The 15,290-nt window shown below is 53.3% G+C and carries 14 protein-coding genes; 6 read left to right on the top strand and 8 right to left on the bottom strand.

Features of this window, described 5'->3' with window-relative positions:
• Window positions 1–85: 85 nt before the first annotated feature.
• On the bottom strand, window positions 86–1,612 hold the full coding sequence (locus WJU16_RS00335) for an aldehyde dehydrogenase family protein (RefSeq protein ID WP_341836333.1): 1,527 nt from the start codon (window positions 1,610–1,612) through the stop codon (window positions 86–88).
• A gap of 29 nt (window positions 1,613–1,641) precedes the next feature.
• Here WJU16_RS00335 and WJU16_RS00330 point away from each other — a divergent pair, with 29 nt between their 5' ends.
• Together WJU16_RS00330 and WJU16_RS00325 are read left to right on the top strand one after the other, a co-directional pair.
• Entirely contained in the window at window positions 1,642–2,211 is a 570-nt protein-coding gene (locus WJU16_RS00330; RefSeq protein WP_341836332.1) for a YeeE/YedE thiosulfate transporter family protein, read from the top strand.
• The gene (locus WJU16_RS00325; RefSeq protein WP_341836331.1) at window positions 2,208–2,618 is read left to right on the top strand and encodes a DUF6691 family protein; all 411 of its coding nucleotides are present in this window, start codon (window positions 2,208–2,210) and stop codon (window positions 2,616–2,618) included. The genes WJU16_RS00330 and WJU16_RS00325 overlap by 4 nt, the downstream gene beginning before the upstream one ends.
• Here WJU16_RS00325 and WJU16_RS00320 read toward each other — a convergent pair.
• The 7 genes from WJU16_RS00320 to panC all read right to left on the bottom strand — a co-directional run bounded on the left by WJU16_RS00320 (window position 2,615) and on the right by panC (window position 10,371).
• Window positions 2,615–3,511 carry a DUF1338 domain-containing protein gene (locus tag WJU16_RS00320; RefSeq protein ID WP_341836330.1) on the bottom strand — a complete coding sequence of 299 codons (897 nt, stop codon included), beginning with the start codon at window positions 3,509–3,511 and terminating at the stop codon, window positions 2,615–2,617. The genes WJU16_RS00325 and WJU16_RS00320 overlap by 4 nt on opposite strands.
• A gap of 422 nt (window positions 3,512–3,933) precedes the next feature.
• Window positions 3,934–4,752: a 3-methyl-2-oxobutanoate hydroxymethyltransferase gene (gene panB / locus WJU16_RS00315; protein WP_341836329.1), complete on the bottom strand. Its 819-nt coding sequence runs from the start codon at window positions 4,750–4,752 to the stop codon at window positions 3,934–3,936.
• 84 nt (window positions 4,753–4,836) lie between these two features.
• On the bottom strand, window positions 4,837–5,730 hold the full coding sequence (locus WJU16_RS00310) for an exopolyphosphatase (RefSeq protein ID WP_341836328.1): 894 nt from the start codon (window positions 5,728–5,730) through the stop codon (window positions 4,837–4,839).
• A gap of 74 nt (window positions 5,731–5,804) precedes the next feature.
• Window positions 5,805–7,952 (bottom strand): polyphosphate kinase 1, encoded by a 2,148-nt coding sequence (gene ppk1, locus WJU16_RS00305; RefSeq protein ID WP_341836327.1) that lies wholly within the window; start codon window positions 7,950–7,952, stop codon window positions 5,805–5,807.
• Between the two features lie 121 nt (window positions 7,953–8,073).
• Complete coding sequence (locus WJU16_RS00300; RefSeq protein ID WP_341836326.1) at window positions 8,074–9,102, bottom strand: lysylphosphatidylglycerol synthase transmembrane domain-containing protein; 1,029 nt, start codon at window positions 9,100–9,102, stop codon at window positions 8,074–8,076.
• Window positions 9,103–9,131: 29 nt separating this feature from the next.
• Entirely contained in the window at window positions 9,132–9,476 is a 345-nt protein-coding gene (panD, locus tag WJU16_RS00295; RefSeq protein WP_341836325.1) for an aspartate 1-decarboxylase, read from the bottom strand.
• A 46-nt stretch (window positions 9,477–9,522) separates the two neighbouring features.
• Entirely contained in the window at window positions 9,523–10,371 is an 849-nt protein-coding gene (panC, locus tag WJU16_RS00290) for a pantoate--beta-alanine ligase (RefSeq protein WP_341836324.1), read from the bottom strand.
• A 110-nt stretch (window positions 10,372–10,481) separates the two neighbouring features.
• Between panC and WJU16_RS00285 the strand changes: the two genes are divergently transcribed.
• From WJU16_RS00285 to WJU16_RS00270, 4 genes are all read left to right on the top strand, one after another.
• Entirely contained in the window at window positions 10,482–11,303 is an 822-nt protein-coding gene (locus tag WJU16_RS00285) for a glycogen/starch synthase (RefSeq protein ID WP_341836323.1), read from the top strand.
• Window positions 11,304–11,422: 119 nt separating this feature from the next.
• Window positions 11,423–12,787, top strand: coding sequence for a DUF4270 family protein (locus WJU16_RS00280; protein WP_341836322.1), 1,365 nt, complete (start codon window positions 11,423–11,425; stop codon window positions 12,785–12,787).
• Window positions 12,788–12,797: 10 nt separating this feature from the next.
• Window positions 12,798–14,051, top strand: coding sequence for a methionine adenosyltransferase (gene metK / locus WJU16_RS00275; RefSeq protein ID WP_341836321.1), 1,254 nt, complete (start codon window positions 12,798–12,800; stop codon window positions 14,049–14,051).
• A gap of 82 nt (window positions 14,052–14,133) precedes the next feature.
• On the top strand, window positions 14,134–15,150 hold the full coding sequence (locus WJU16_RS00270) for a polysaccharide deacetylase family protein (RefSeq protein WP_341836320.1): 1,017 nt from the start codon (window positions 14,134–14,136) through the stop codon (window positions 15,148–15,150).
• Window positions 15,151–15,290: the final 140 nt, after the last annotated feature.

Raw genomic sequence — 15,290 nt, 5'->3', positions numbered from 1 at the left:
GAGTAATCCGGCTTTTTTTGATGCCATAAAAAAATCCCTCCGGGCAAAGGCGCCCGGAGGGATCGGATATTTTCTCCGTAATTGGTTACAGGTCGAATTTAATGCCCTGCGCCAACGGTAATTTGGTGCTGTAGTTGATGGTATTGGTTTGCCGGCGCATATAAGCCCTCCAGGCATCGGATCCGCTTTCGCGGCCGCCGCCTGTTTCTTTTTCGCCACCGAAAGCGCCGCCGATTTCCGCGCCGCTCGTACCGATGTTGACATTGGCGATCCCGCAGTCGGAACCCGCCTGCGAAAGGAATTGCTCGGCTTCCCGGAGGTTCAGCGTCATGATGGCGGACGACAAGCCCTGAGGTACCCCGTTCTGCAGCGCGATCGCTTCATCCAGATCGGAATAGCGGATCAGGTAAAGGATAGGGGCGAAGGTTTCGTGCTGTACGATCTTGAAGTCATTCTTCACTTCCGCGATGGCGGGTTTCACGTAGCAGCCCGATTCGTAGCCCGTGCCTTCCAGCACCCCACCTTCCACGGCGAAGGTGCCGCCTTCCTGTTTACAAGCCTCAATGGCTTTCAGGTAAGCCTGTACGGCGTCTTTATCGATCAGTGGGCCCACGTGGTTTTGCTCGTCCAGCGGATCACCGATACGCAGTTGTTTGTATGCGCTCACGAGTTTGGCTTTGAAGGCGTCGTACACGCTGTCGTGGATGATGAGCCTGCGCGTGGAGGTGCAACGCTGGCCCGCCGTGCCCACGGCGCCGAATACGCAGCCGATGAGCGACATATCGAGGTCTGCGTCTTTAGAAATGATGATGGCGTTGTTGCCGCCCAGTTCGAGCAACGCCCGCCCGAGCCTGGCGCCCACGGCAGCGCCCACGGCCTTGCCCATGCGGGTGGAACCGGTAGCGGAAACGAGCGGCACGCGCCCGTCGGCCGACATCCATTCACCCACGGCGCGGTCGCCCGTTACGAGGCAGGAAACGCCTTCGGGGACGCCGTTCGCGGCAAATACTTTGGCGGCGATATGCTGGCAGGCCAGGGCGGTCAGCGGCGTTTTTTCGGATGGTTTCCAGATGCAAACGTCGCCGCAAACCCAGGCTAGCATGGAGTTCCAGCTCCAAACCGCCACCGGGAAATTAAAAGCGGAAATAATGCCTACGATGCCGAGGGGATGCCATTGTTCGTACATCCGGTGGCCGGGGCGCTCCGAATGCATGGTGAGGCCGTGCAACTGGCGGCTCAGGCCAACCGCGAAGTCGCAGATATCGATCATCTCCTGTACCTCCCCGTACCCTTCCTGGAGGCTCTTGCCCATTTCATAGGAAACAAGGCGGCCGAGGGCTTCCTTGTCGGCGCGAAGGGCTTCGCCCAGCTGGCGGACTACCTCGCCGCGCCGGGGCGCCGGCCATAAACGCCAGGCCTCAAAGGCAGATTGGGCCGTTTTAACCACTTCCTCGTAATTATCCCGTGAAGCAGCCGTCACTTTGGCGATTTCACGGCCGTCGACCGGCGAAAAGGACACGATTTCGGACCCGCCGGCTTTCAATATGTTGCTACCGGTGGAAACGCCGCTGTTAGTACCGGCAATGCCGAATTGTTGCAGAATCTGCTCCATCTTGCTTGTGTTTTTTGTAAATTTCGTTCATGAACTTTTTAAAGTCTCCCTGGCCCTGGTATATCGCCGGACCACTGATCGGTTTGTCTGTCCCGTTGCTGATGCTGATCGGCAATAAGGCGCTGGGCATCTCGTCGTCGCTCCGGCATATTTGTGCGGCCTGTCTTCCCGGCAAAATTCCGTTTTTTCAGTATGACTGGAAAAAAGAAAGCTGGAATCTTTGGTTCGTGGGTGGCATCACCCTGGGTGCGCTGCTCGTGCTGTTGTTTTTGAACAACGGCGAACCGGTGGACCTGAATCCTGCTACCATCGCCGCCTTGCGGAAGAACGGGGTGCAGGAATTCGACGAACTGCTGCCTGGCGATATCTTTCACTGGGGCAACGCCTTCAGCGGTACGGGCCTCCTGTTTTTCGTAGCCGGCGGATTCCTGGTGGGTTTCGGAACGCGCTACGCGGGAGGTTGCACATCCGGCCATTCCATTTACGGCATAGCCACCTTGCAGTGGCCTTCGCTGGTGGCTACACTTTGCTTTATGACGGGCGGTTTCGCCATGTCGAACCTTATTTTACCACCTCTCATGCGCTGGCTGCTCTTATGAAAAACGCGAAATTCCTCATCGCCGGGATGCTTTTCGGCATTATCCTCGTAAAGGCGGAAGTGATTTCCTGGTTCCGTATCCAGGAAATGTTCCGGCTCGAATCCTTTCACATGTATGGCGTCATCGGCAGTGCCATCGTTACCGCGATGCTGGGCGTAATGCTCATCAAAAAGATGGGCTGGCGCAGCATGAACGGGGAGGAGATCGTGATCCGGAAGAAGCCTTTCCACCTCGGCAACATCTTCGGCGGACTGATCTTCGGGCTGGGATGGGCCATTACCGGCGCCTGTCCGGGACCGCTTTTCGCGCAGATCGGCAGTGGGTTTACCGTCGTGATCGTCACCTTGTTCAGCGCCATCGCGGGTACCTGGGTGTACGGTTTGGTGAAAGACCGGCTTCCGCACTAACCTTGTTTGCCCGTTTGCGTCGAGTAGGTGCTTTCGAAGATTTTGTCCGCATTGTTCGCTTCAAAACCTTCGCACCGGTGTTCCCTGCGGATATCGGCGGGAGCCAGGTGCGCAAACTGCGGCAGCACCCTTCTTTCCGCAAACTCCACGTACGACCCGGCGATCTCGTGTTTTTCACCACCCGCGAACTCCGCTTCGATCATCCGCGCCACAGTACTGCTTTGCAGCAACGCACTGTCCGGACTGGTCTTTATTTTACCACCGGAATCGTTGAGCCGGAAGCCTTCCTTCTCCAGAAAACTATTGAAATCCGCTACGGTGTTATATCCTGCGGGTAAATTATGTACGCTTACAGTGAAGTGATTGAGGTAGTATCGATTGTAAATCACCCATCCCGCATACTCGCTTTCCGCCGCAAGTTGCCGGAAATCGGCATAGGTTGGCGTACGCCATAACCCGCTGTGCAGGAAATGGTCTACGGCAGCGGCATCGTCGAGGTTGAGGGCATCTACCGGGTCGGATGTAACCTCGTCGGTATAACTATGGATAATCTGTTGCGCGGCAGGGGACAGGTCCTTCACGCGAAGCTCGGAAATGAAGATCCGCGGGAAGTTGTCTGATGGCGGCGCGTACCAGTAAGCGTCGAGTTTCTTTTCCGCGAATTTGTAATAATCCATTTTACGGTAGCCGTAATGAAGGAAAATCTTCTCGAGCGACTGGATACCGAGGTGGGGCACGCCGAGGGTCCGGAAAGCGATGTGATCGTTTTCAATGTCGGCGGCTTTGGCGATGATGCCTTCGCGGATCATGGCTTTGATGATGGCGCCCACGTCCGGGACGCGCTCCTGGTAACGGCTCATCAGTCCGTTCAATACTGTTTCCAGTGTTGTCATCAGCTTGGATTTTGTAAAAAAGTATGGGTGATATGCAGATTGCGGGGTAAACGCAGGCTCATGGCACGTGCGAGCAGGTGCTGCGCAGGTACGAAAGTAGTGAAAGTTGTATGTTGATCATGGCATTCACGAAAGCGAATATAATAAATGCCGGGGAATTAGCTGACGGGTAAAAATAATATCATGATTTCGCCGGCTTCCCGGGTGCGGTTCCTGGTTTTCTTTATACGTTACATAGAGACACGGGGTAAGCGCAGTACTGATACAGTACAGATACCGTACTGTAACCGTAGTAGCTAAGTATTTGAACAAAAGAGTTAGTGGCTTGGGATAGATTGTATTTTATCTTCCTGGTTCCGTGGCATAGAAAAGGCCGTATCGGATAAGGATACGGCCTTCAGGTATTGCTACAATGCGTTTTTCTAGTATTGCTCGTTGTCGTTCGGGAAATCTTTCGCTTTTACGTCGCTGATGTAGTTTTTGGTAGCGCCGAGGATTTCGTCGTACAGGTTGAGGTACCGGCGCAGGAAGCGGGGCTTGAATTCCTTGTTGATCCCCAGCATGTCGTGCATCACGAGCACCTGGCCATCCACATATTTACCGGCGCCGATACCGATGGTGGGGATGGTAAGCGCTTCGGAGACTTTTTTGCCAAGCTGGGCCGGGATTTTCTCCAGTACGATGGCGAATGCGCCGGCCTCCTGGAGGAGCATGGCGTCGCGGATAAGCTTGTCGGCCTCGGCGTCTTCCGTGGCGCGCACGGCGTAGGTACCGAATTTATAGATGCTCTGTGGCGTAAGACCCAGGTGGCCCATCACGGGGACGCCTGCGCTGATGATCCTTTTCACCGATTCGATGATCTCTTCACCGCCTTCGATTTTTACACCATGTGCGCCGGTTTCTTTCATGATCCGGATGGTGGAAATAAGCGCTTCTTTGGAATTGCCCTGGTAAGAGCCGAAGGGGAGATCCACCACCACGAAGCTGCGTTTGATGGCGCGCACCACCGAGGCTGCGTGGTAAATCATTTGATCGAGGGTAATGGGAAGGGTGGTTTCATGACCGGCCATCACGTTGGAAGCGGAATCGCCCACCAGCAGGATGTCTATGCCCGCGTCGTCGAAAATACGGGCCATGGAAAAATCATAGGCGGTCAGCATGGAAATCCTCTCTCCGTCCGTTTTCATCTTTTGCAGCACATGTGTGGTGATGCGTTTGATTTCTTTGTTTACAGCAGACATTGCAGTACGTATTTACGCCGGGCCCAATGCCCGAAGCGGCACAAAGGTTGGAATATTTAACGGATTTGCCTACATTTTTTTGACCTACGGCGTGGCCATGGCCGAAATCTCCTTGTAGAGGGCGCGCACCAGCCCGTCGGCCAGGCCTATCTTCGGAACGAAGATCTCCTGGATGTCGGTCCAGCGCATCACATTCACGTATATCTGCAACGCGGGCACGATCACGTCTGCACGGTCTTCCCGGAGGTTGTATAGATGGATGCGTTCTTCCACCGTGAAGCTGCTGAATTCCTTGTAATAATCCTTCAGCAGGTCCAGCGTCAGCGGCTTGCCTTCTTTCTTCTTGGAAAGGGAAAACACCTTGTTGATGTTGCCCCCCGAACCGATGGCCACCACCTGGTTGTAGCCTTTGAGGTGCACGCGGAGGAATTCCTTCATCTGCTGCCAGTGGTCTTCGCTCACCTTTCCCTGCAGCAGGCGGATGGTGCCGATATTGAAAGATTCTTTAAATATGAGGCGGTTGCCGTTGAAAAACGTCAGTTCCGTACTGCCACCGCCAACGTCGATATAGAGATATCCCCGCGTTTTATCGAGGTTCTCGGCGATGTGGTTTTCGTAAATGTAATTGGCTTCTTCCTGCCCGGAGATCACTTTAATTTCCATACCTGTTTCCCGCTTCACCCTTTCCAGGATCTCTGCGCCGTTTGAGGCGTCGCGCATGGCGGAAGTGGCGGCTGTTTTGAGGTATTTTACTTCGTAAACGTCGAGCAGGAGTTTGTAGGCTTTGATGGTGTTGACGAAGCTCTCGGCCCTTTGCGGTGAAATGGTGCCGGTGGCGAATACGTCCATCCCCAGGCGCAGGGGAACGCGCACGAGGTTCACTTTGGTGAAATCCATTTCTCCGTTGGCCTTGGGCGACGCTTCCGTGATCAGGAGGCGCGCCGCATTCGATCCGATATCTATGGCTGCAAGCTTCATTCCGTCATCAGGCGGTTTTGGTGTACCGATGCGTCAAAGATATTAAAACAGGAGGGAATTCTCCCGCTTCCGGATCAATTATAGGTTTTGTCGTGCAGATATTTGAAAATCTCCAGCTGCGCCCGGACTTTCCGCCCCGGCGTGTGCTTGTATGCGTTCTGCTGTTCGTTGTCCAGGATACGCACTTTCACATTGCTCAACAGCTGTATATTCAGTATCTCGATCAGCTCCTGCCGGATCACCGGATCCACGATCTCCACCGCGGCTTCCACGCGGTGGTCGAGGTTGCGCGTCATCCAGTCCGACGAGGCGATGTATACCTTTTCCTGCCCTCCGTTATGGAATACAAATACCCGGGCATGTTCCAGGTACTCATCCACGATGCTGATGGCTTCGATGTCTTTCTTCCACTTCTTGTTCGACGTATAGGCGCAGCAGATGCCGCGGATGATCAGTTTTACGTCCACGCCGGCACGGGCTGCTTCGTACAGCTTTTCGATCATGATATCGTCGGACAGGGAGTTCATTTTCAGCGTTATGGCCGCGGGCTTTTTATGGCGGGCGTTGCGGATTTCCCTGTCGATCAGGCGGAGGTACGACTTGCGCATATTATGCGGGCTCACCAGCAGGGTTTTGCACTGCAGGAGAATTCGCTCGTCGTGCCGGGGGCTTTCCAGGTAGCGGAAAATCCGGTTGATATCGGCCATGATGCCGCGGTCGCTCGTCAGCAGGCAGTGGTCGCCGTATACTTTGGCGGTGCGCTCGTTAAGGTTCCCGGTGCTAACAAAACCGTACTGCACGGTGGAGTTGCCGCTGCGTTTCTTAATGACGCAGATTTTGGCGTGTACTTTCATCCCCGGCACGCCGTAGATCACTTTCACGCCTTCTTCCTCCAATCTTTCTTTCCATTTCAGATTCGCTTCTTCATCAAACCGCGCGCGAAGCTCCAGCACCACCGACACTTGTTTGCCATTACGCACAGCGTTGATAAGCGCGTTGATAATACGGCTGTTTTTGGCCAGACGGTAAGCGGTGATTTTAATGGTAGTCACCTGCGGGTCCATCGCGGCTTCCCGGAGCAGGTCGATAATGGTATCGAAAGAATGGTAGGGCGTATGAAGCATCACGTCCTGTTCGCGGATCACGCTCATTACGCTCGGAACGTTCTGAAACAGGGGATGGATGAGGGTTTTGCGGCGCATGCGCTCGCGGGTAAAAACTTCATCCGGGAAATCCATGAAGTCTTTGAAGTTATGGATACGCCCGCCGGGGAGGAGGTTGTCCTTTTTCGAAAGGCCCAGGCGGCGGATGAGGAACTCGAGGAGGTACGGATCGATCTGGTGATCGTAAATAAAACGTACCGGTTTGCCCTTGCGCCGCGCTTTCAGCCCCTTTTCCAGCTGGTGAATGAGCGGAGTGGCGATATCGTTATCAATATCCAGCTCCGCATCCCGCGTAACTTTGATGATGGAGGAACTGAACTTGTCGTACCCGAAATAGGAGAAGATATGCGGCAGGTTGAAGCGGATCACGTCTTCCATCAACATAATATCGTGCTCGCCTTCTTTGCTGGGCAGGATGAGGAAACGGGGCAGTACAGTGGTGGGGATTTCAATCAGCGCGTACGTCTGCCGCACGGAATTGTCTTCCTTCGCCAGCACCACGGCCAGGTAGATGGATTTATCGCGCAGGTAGGGCAGGTTGGGTATGGATTCTACCATGAGCGGAATAATGTTTGTCCGCACGTGGTCGTTAAAATAATTCTGTACGAATTTCTGCTGCTCGCGGTTGAGTTGTTTTTCGGTATGCAGGAAGATGTGGTCCCGTTTCAGTTCTTCTTCGATTTCCTTCCAGATACGGTCGAATTCCTGTTGCTGTGTGATGACGGTGGACTGGATTTCTTCCAGGATCAGTTCCGGATTTTCTTCCAGGTGCATGCGGGCGCTGCGGCCGAATGCGACCATGCGCTTGAGCGTGGCAACGCGTACGCGGAAGAATTCGTCGAGGTTGTTGGAAAATATGCCGAGAAAGCGAAGTCTTTCGTAGAGGGGCACGGTAGTATCTGCTGCCTCCTGCAAAACCCTGGCGTTGAACGAGAGCCAGCTGATATCCCTTACAATCGTTTTCTTTTTCGCAAAAGCCGTCTTTAGTTTCGTCGTCTTCTTCACCGGTTTGTTTTTAAGGGGCGCCGGTAATATGGCGGCGGTAGAGTCGGATCTCATAAATGCACATGATTTTGGAGCGTTGGCAAGGCCAGCAAAAATGAATGGCAAAAATGAGGAAAACCCGGTCGCCAAGTATCCGTGCCGTGTTAACTTACCATTAAATTACGTAATTCCGCCATCATTTGTTGACAGCGTCAGGGGAATCCGTGCGGTGTTTTTTATTGTAGACGGGAATGGCGGCCATGCTCCCAAGGCCGAGCACGAGCATGAGCGCGGTTTGCGCCAGCCAGATGATCCAGCCGAAAGCGAAACCGATGGTTGCGGAAATGCCGTAGAGGATGAGGATTTGCTGCACGATATACTGGTAGGCGCCGATGCCGCCCTGTGTGGCGATCATGCCGATGCTCCCGAATGCGAGGATGGAAAGGGCGGCTTTCACGCCGAGCCCGATTGTTTCTTCAAGGCACCAGAAAGCGATGTAGACCTGCGAGAAATAGAGGAACCACATCAGCATGGTATAAAAAAGGAACCAGCCTTTGCCGCGCAGTTTGCCGACAGACAAGATACCTTCCACGATGCCGCGGAGCAGGTTATGGAAAGAGATGCCGGCTTTGGTGTGCTTGAAACGGCGCAGCAACCAGGCTATGAGCACAACGAAAAGCATGCCCCCCAGCGCGATGATCCCCCAGGTTGCCAAAGTCACTCCGGTGAATTTCCCGGACAACGGCACCCAGATGTATGCGTTTACAAAAGCACCCACTACATCCACCTGCACCAGCACGGTCACCGTCAGTAAAATGATGAGGCACAACAGGTCGATGGCGCGTTCGGCGATCATGGTGCCCACGAGGCGGTCGACCGGTATCTTTTCATACCGCGACAGCACCCCGCAGCGCGCTACTTCACCCAGCCGGGGAACGGCGAGGTTGAGGAGGTAGCCGATCATCACGGCGAAAAACGTATTGACTTTTTTGGGAGCATACCCCAGTGGGGCAAAAAGGAGGCGCCAGCGGAGGGCGCGCACCCAATGGCTGGCGAAACCCAGGATCATGGCGGGGATCAGGAGCCAGTAATTTCCCTGGCGCATGGCTTCCTTGATCTCGTTGATCTGTTGCGGCGTAAAACCGCGCACCGTCCACCATATGATGAGAATACCGAGGCCGAGAAAAACAGCGAACTGCAGGAATGTTTTAAGCGATTTCGGCATAAACCTGGGGAGGATGAGCGGGTTGCGGATTATAATTTATTGCCTTCCTTCGGGAAAACGGCGATGGGAACGAATGTTTTGGCCGCTTCGAATTCCATCGTGGCGTAGGAAATGATGATGACAATATCGCCTACGGCAACCAGGCGCGCGGCCGGACCGTTCATACAGATCACGCCGGATCCGCGTTTGCCTTTGATAATATAAGTTTCGAGGCGCTCTCCGTTATTCACGTTCACGACCTGCACTTTCTCATTGGCGATCAGGTTGGCGGCATCCATCAGATCTTCGTCGATGGTGATGCTGCCCACGTAGTTCAGATTGGCTTCCGTGATAACCGCGCGGTGAATCTTAGATTTTAATACTTCGATCAGCATATTTCTGGTGTAGTCCGCAAAGGTAGAGGAATTTCCTTTAAATAACCTAGCTGCCGACGGTCATATTGTCAATCAACCGGATATCTCCCAGCCTGGCAGCCACGAGAATAGCCATGGGGCCGTCTTCCGGCGCATCCAGCAAACGGAGGTCGTTCCCGGAGGCCAGTTCCAGGTAATCGGGTGCAAAACCCGCATCTTCCAGGCGGGCGAGCCCTTCGGCGCGGAGCCCGGAGAAGGGGCGGGTTCCCAGGTTATCTTTCACCCATTGAAGCGTGCGGCTGATTTCCACGGCAGTAGCCCGCTGTCCGGGCGTGAGGCGCATGTTGCGGCTGCTCATGGCAAGGCCGTCGGCCTCGCGGAGGGTGGGGCATATGTGTAATTGCGTAGAACTGCCGGTGATCTCCAGTAACCGTTTGACAATCATGCATTGCTGAAAATCTTTTTGGCCCATGAACAGATCGTCGGGCCGGACGGCCTCCAGTAACTTATGAACGATGATACCGACTCCCTGGAAATGGTTGGGGCGGTAGGCCCCTTCCAGCACGGATTCGATATATCCGAAATCGTAGTGGGGGTGTTCAGCGTCCGGTCCGGCGGGGTACATTTCCGCCACGGAGGGGAGAAAGAGATAATCTACACCGGCGGCGGTAAGGAGGAGGATGTCCTGTTCGAGGGTAGACGGGTATTTTTCGAAGTCTTTCGGGTCGTTGAACTGGGTAGGATTGACGAATATGCTCGCTACAACGATGTCCGTTTCCTGTTTGGCTGATTGGATAAGGGAGATGTGCCCTTGATGAAGGGCGCCCATGGTGGGGGCGAAACCAATCCGTTTTCCTGCCTTTTTTTCCTGTCCCAGCGCCTGCCCGAGATCCGCTACCCGCTTGAATAAGTACATAAACCTTTGCTTAAAAGGATGTTAAAAGTGACAATTTGGCCAGTATTACCTAAAAATTTCGTAGTTTTGCAAGCCAAATTAAAAATAACTGCATTAATAATCAGCAATAAATGTCCACAAAGAAAAGAATTCTTTTTATTGCCCAGGAAATGTCTCCTTATCTGGATTTAACAGCATATGCAGACATGGTCAATAAAATGGCGATCAAGTCGAATGAGGCGGGCCTGGAGGTGAGGGTTATCATGCCGAGGTTTGGGAGTATCAACGAACGCAGGCATCGGTTACATGAAGTGGTAAGACTGTCGGGGATCAACATCGTTATAGACGGTGACGATTACCCTTTGATCATCAAAGTGGCCTCGCTCCCCAATGCGCGGCTGCAGGTTTATTTCCTGGACAACGAAGATTATTTCAAGCGAAAGAACGTGTTTGCCGACGACGACGGCGCGTTTTTCGATGACAACGCCGCCCGGATGGTATTTTTCTGCAAGGGCGCATTGGAAACCGTGAAGAAGTTTGGCTGGCCGCCGGACATCATTCATTGCAGCGGATGGATGACCTCACTGATACCGGTTTACCTGAAAACTGCGTATAAGAAGGAGCCGGTGTTTTCGCAAACGAAGACGGTTTTCTCCATGGAGCCCAACAGCTTCAAGGATAAACTGGGCGCTACCTTCATCAAAAAAGCGATCATCAGCAACCAGATTAAGGAAAAAGACCTGGATCTTTACAAAGAAGGCACTAACGGAGCCCTGAACCGTGGCGCCGCAAAGTTCGCCGACGCCGTGATCATGGCAGGAGAGAAGGTGGATAAAAAGATCATCGAGGAAGTGAAAGCGGAAAAAGGCAAGATAATCTTGCCGTACAAGAAGGATAACGAAGACCTGGCGGACTACCTCCAGTTATATCACCAGCTTTTAGGCGTAAAATAAGTCCGGGAAAAATTAAAAATGAAAAGTTAAAACTGTGGGCGGGACAACCGTTTTATGGGCAAACTTTTTATTTTTAGTTTTTCTATTTAGTTAGTCAACAAACCGAACAAACCAATTACGTGAAGATTCAATTCAGGACCCTGGGCTTCGCCGCCGCCTGCCTCGCCGCCCTTTACGCCTTTACCGGCTGCAACGAGGCCACCATTCTCGGCAAGGAACTCATCCCCGGCTCAGACAAAATTGTGGTAAAAGATACCACTATCAATAACCTGATTACGCTCAACATCCTCCGGACGGATTCCAGTCTTCGCAGCGGGGGAGGTTATTATCAGGGCGCACTCGGAAGCATCACGCAAGATCCCATTTTCGGTAAGACCCATGGTTTTCTCTACACCCAGCTGGCCCTGCCAAATGCCGATTTCACCTTTGAAGGCACTGGCTGGAGCCTCGATTCCGTAGTACTTTATGTAGGTGCCGACACGGTTTGGTACGGCGCCAACGGCCCGCTCAACGTGAACATCTACCGGATGAACGAGCCCAATTTCAAGATCGATACCAGTTACGTATACAATGCGCCCCGTTCCTACGATCCCACCAAACTGGTAGGTTCGGCCACAATTTACCCGGTATACCCGAAAGACTCACTGTCTATCTACGGCACCAAATACGCCCCCCAGCTCCGCATGCGCCTCAACCCGTCTTTCGGGCAGGAACTGATGCAGCAGCGGGCGGACGGCGCCTTTAAGAACGATAGCGCCTTCCGTGCCTGGCTCGTGGGCCTGGCCATCGTTCCCGACACCACAACCGGGAACACCATGCTCTACACCAACCTCAATAGCGGTGATACCCGCCTGACCGTATATTATAAGAACTCCGAGAAAGACTCCCTGATGGCCAGCTTCAAGTTCGACATGTACGGCTCTGGCCACGCCAACTACGTTAACCGGAATTATACCGGCACGGAAGTTTCCCAACTCGTCAATACCAACAACCCCGCGGGCGACAATATCGTATACATCCAGGAAGCCCCCGGTGTCTATACCAACATCCAGCTACCCGATATCGCGGAAGTACCCAATGCGGTCATCAACAAAGCAGAACTGGTGATTACCGAGATCAACAGTGGCTCCGCCGGGATGGATAATATCTTCACCGAACCGGAGCGCCTGATGCTCCGCCGATATGTAACACACGACAGCCTTAGCTTCCTGGTGGATTATGGCCTGTCATCCAACCCCGACCTCGCTTATTTCGGCGGTAATAAAATTGTCATTAGTGACCTCGGCCCCTTTAAAGTTGTTCAATATAAATTTAATATTGCACGGCATATCCAGCTTGCCCAGCAGAAGAAGATCGACAACTCGGTGTTAAGACTGGAAGGCTGGTCCAGCAGGATGATTGACTTCCCGCGCCTCAAAGCAGGCGGCGGCAGTGCGACGCCTCCGGCCAACGTTAAACTCAGGATCATTTACACAGAATTATAATCTAGCTCTCATGCCTTACTTATTTACATCTGAATCCGTATCGGAAGGGCATCCCGACAAGGTTGCCGACCAGATATCGGACGCACTGATCGATAACTTTCTCGCATACGATCTTAACTCCAAAGTGGCTTGTGAAACCCTCGTTACTACCGGTCAGGTAGTGCTGGCAGGAGAAGTTAAATCCGAAGCTTATCTCGACGTGCAGGACATCGCCCGTGAGGTTATCCGCAAAATCGGGTATACCAAGAGCGAGTATATGTTCGAAGCCAATTCATGCGGTATTTTTTCCGCCATTCACGAGCAATCTCCCGATATCAACCAGGGTGTAGACCGTTCCAAACCCGAAGAACAGGGTGCGGGCGACCAGGGTATGATGTTCGGTTACGCTACCCGTGAAACAGAAAACTATATGCCGCTGGCACTCGACCTGGCACATAAACTGCTCATCGAACTGGCGAACCTCCGCCGCGAAGGCAAGGAAATCGGGTACCTCCGTCCCGACGCGAAAAGCCAGGTAACGATCGAGTATTCCGACGACAACCAGCCGATCCGTATCGATACGATCGTGATTTCGACGCAACACGACGATTTCGCGAAAGACCAGGAAATGCTGGACAAGATCAAAGCCGACATGATCAATATCCTGATCCCCCGCGTGAAAGCCAAGCTGAAACCGGAACTGCAGGCGTTGTTCAACGATAAAATCACTTACCACATCAACCCGACCGGCAAGTTCGTAATCGGTGGCCCGCACGGCGATACCGGTCTTACCGGCCGCAAAATCATCGTGGACACCTACGGCGGCAAAGGCGCGCATGGTGGTGGTGCATTCTCCGGGAAAGATCCTTCCAAGGTAGACCGCTCCGCGGCTTACGCCACCCGTCACATCGCTAAAAACCTCGTAGCTGCGGGCGTTTGCGACGAAGTGCTGGTGCAGGTCTCTTACGCTATCGGCGTAGCCAAGCCCTGCGGCGTGTTCGTAGACACCTATGGTACTGCGAAAGTAGGCCTGAACGACGGTGAGATCGCCCGCAAGGTAGAAGAGATCTTCGACCTTCGTCCGTATGCCATCGAGCAGCGCCTCAAACTGCGCAGCCCGATTTACGGAGAAACAGCGGCTTACGGCCACATGGGGCGCGACAACCAGGTTGTGACTAAAGTATTCAACAAAGGCAAGAAAACCGAGAAGCAGGTAGAAGTTGAGCTTTTCACATGGGAGAAGCTCGATTACGTTGAAAAGGTGAAATCCGCCTTCGGCATCTGATCCTGTTCATATTATATCTTTTGAAAAGGAGACCAGCGATGGTCTCCTTTTTTTATCTTTATCCTATTATACTTCCCCATACATGTCTGTTTCAAAGCAATTATACTACCGCCTGGCGCGGCTTGCGCCGGTTTCCCTGTTACAGAAGGTCGTTGCCCGGCCCTTGCTGTTACCTTACCATCACCTGGTTACCGACCGGGACGTGCCTTATATCAGCCCGATTTACCCCTATAAAAACCGGGAAGCTTTCGCGGCGGACCTGGATTACCTGTTGCGCCATTTCATGCCGGTAACGCTGGGAGAAGTGATTGGGGCGGCGAAAGGAGGGAAGCCCCTGCCGAAGAACGCTTTTTTGCTGACTTTCGACGACGGGCTGCGGGAGGTTTCAGAAACGGTGGCGCCCATGCTGGAAGCTAAGGGCGTACCGGCGGTGTTTTTCCTGAATCCGCCGATGCTGGGAAACAGGACAATGTTTTACCGGTTTAAGCTGGGATTGATCATCGGGGCGTTGCGCAACGGAAGCATGGCATCGCCGGCGCGCACGGAGGCTGCCCAGCTAATGGGAACGAGCCTAGCGGAGCTGGAGACCGCCGTGAAAGCGATCCGCTGGCATAACCGGGAGCTGGCCGATGAACTGGGGGCGTTGCTAGAGATTGATTTTGAAGGGATTTTGGCGAAAGAGCGGCCCTGGATGGATGAAAGCGATGTGGAGGGACTGGTGAAGAAGGGATTCTCGCTGGGTGGGCATAGTATGGACCATCCTTATTACCAGGAACTGGAGGTGGACGAACAGGTGGCGCAAACCCTGCAATCGGTAGACGCCGTTTGCAATCGGTTTGGCGTGCGGGAGCGGGTTTTCGCGTTTCCGCACTCCGACGCAGGGATCGGTAAGGCGTTTTTCGAGCGGGTTTTTGGGAGTGAGGGGCAGCTCGACCTCGTTTTCGGGACGGCCAATCACCGGCAGGATATGGATGAAAGGATACTGCAGCGATTTAATTGCGAGCGGCCGGGCATTCCGGTGGCGGATAGTGTGAAGGGAATCCTGCTTTTGGAAGCCCTGCGGAAGGCCTCCGGAAAGAACCTTGTCATGAGGAGCTGACAATCGCCGGTTTTTGTTAATGACTTTACGATATAATTGAAATAAACTATTCAATTACAAATTTATACGCATAGTTATATTTCATGGATTATTAATAAATTAATATATGTATTTTTTATCTCGATCTATGATTTGTAACT

Origin of the sequence: Chitinophaga pollutisoli, assembly GCF_038396755.1 — a bacterium.
Classification (GTDB): domain Bacteria; phylum Bacteroidota; class Bacteroidia; order Chitinophagales; family Chitinophagaceae; genus Chitinophaga; species Chitinophaga pollutisoli.
The sequence above is the reverse complement of the archived record's forward strand: the minus strand, read 5'-3'. Positions and strand labels throughout refer to the sequence as shown.

Excerpts from the sequence above, each read along its gene's own strand:
- WJU16_RS00335 (WP_341836333.1), bottom strand. The coding sequence starts at position 1,612 with ATGGAGCAGATTCTGCAACAATTCGGCATTGCCGGTACTAACAGCGGC.
- WJU16_RS00330 (WP_341836332.1), top strand. The coding sequence starts at position 1,642 with ATGAACTTTTTAAAGTCTCCCTGGCCCTGGTATATCGCCGGACCACTG.
- WJU16_RS00325 (WP_341836331.1), top strand. The coding sequence starts at position 2,208 with ATGAAAAACGCGAAATTCCTCATCGCCGGGATGCTTTTCGGCATTATC.
- WJU16_RS00320 (WP_341836330.1), bottom strand. The coding sequence starts at position 3,511 with ATGACAACACTGGAAACAGTATTGAACGGACTGATGAGCCGTTACCAG.
- panB (WP_341836329.1), bottom strand. The coding sequence starts at position 4,752 with ATGTCTGCTGTAAACAAAGAAATCAAACGCATCACCACACATGTGCTG.
- WJU16_RS00310 (WP_341836328.1), bottom strand. The coding sequence starts at position 5,730 with ATGAAGCTTGCAGCCATAGATATCGGATCGAATGCGGCGCGCCTCCTG.
- ppk1 (WP_341836327.1), bottom strand. The coding sequence starts at position 7,952 with ATGAGATCCGACTCTACCGCCGCCATATTACCGGCGCCCCTTAAAAAC.
- WJU16_RS00300 (WP_341836326.1), bottom strand. The coding sequence starts at position 9,102 with ATGCCGAAATCGCTTAAAACATTCCTGCAGTTCGCTGTTTTTCTCGGC.
- panD (WP_341836325.1), bottom strand. The coding sequence starts at position 9,476 with ATGCTGATCGAAGTATTAAAATCTAAGATTCACCGCGCGGTTATCACG.
- panC (WP_341836324.1), bottom strand. The coding sequence starts at position 10,371 with ATGTACTTATTCAAGCGGGTAGCGGATCTCGGGCAGGCGCTGGGACAG.
- WJU16_RS00285 (WP_341836323.1), top strand. The coding sequence starts at position 10,482 with ATGTCCACAAAGAAAAGAATTCTTTTTATTGCCCAGGAAATGTCTCCT.
- metK (WP_341836321.1), top strand. The coding sequence starts at position 12,798 with ATGCCTTACTTATTTACATCTGAATCCGTATCGGAAGGGCATCCCGAC.
- WJU16_RS00270 (WP_341836320.1), top strand. The coding sequence starts at position 14,134 with ATGTCTGTTTCAAAGCAATTATACTACCGCCTGGCGCGGCTTGCGCCG.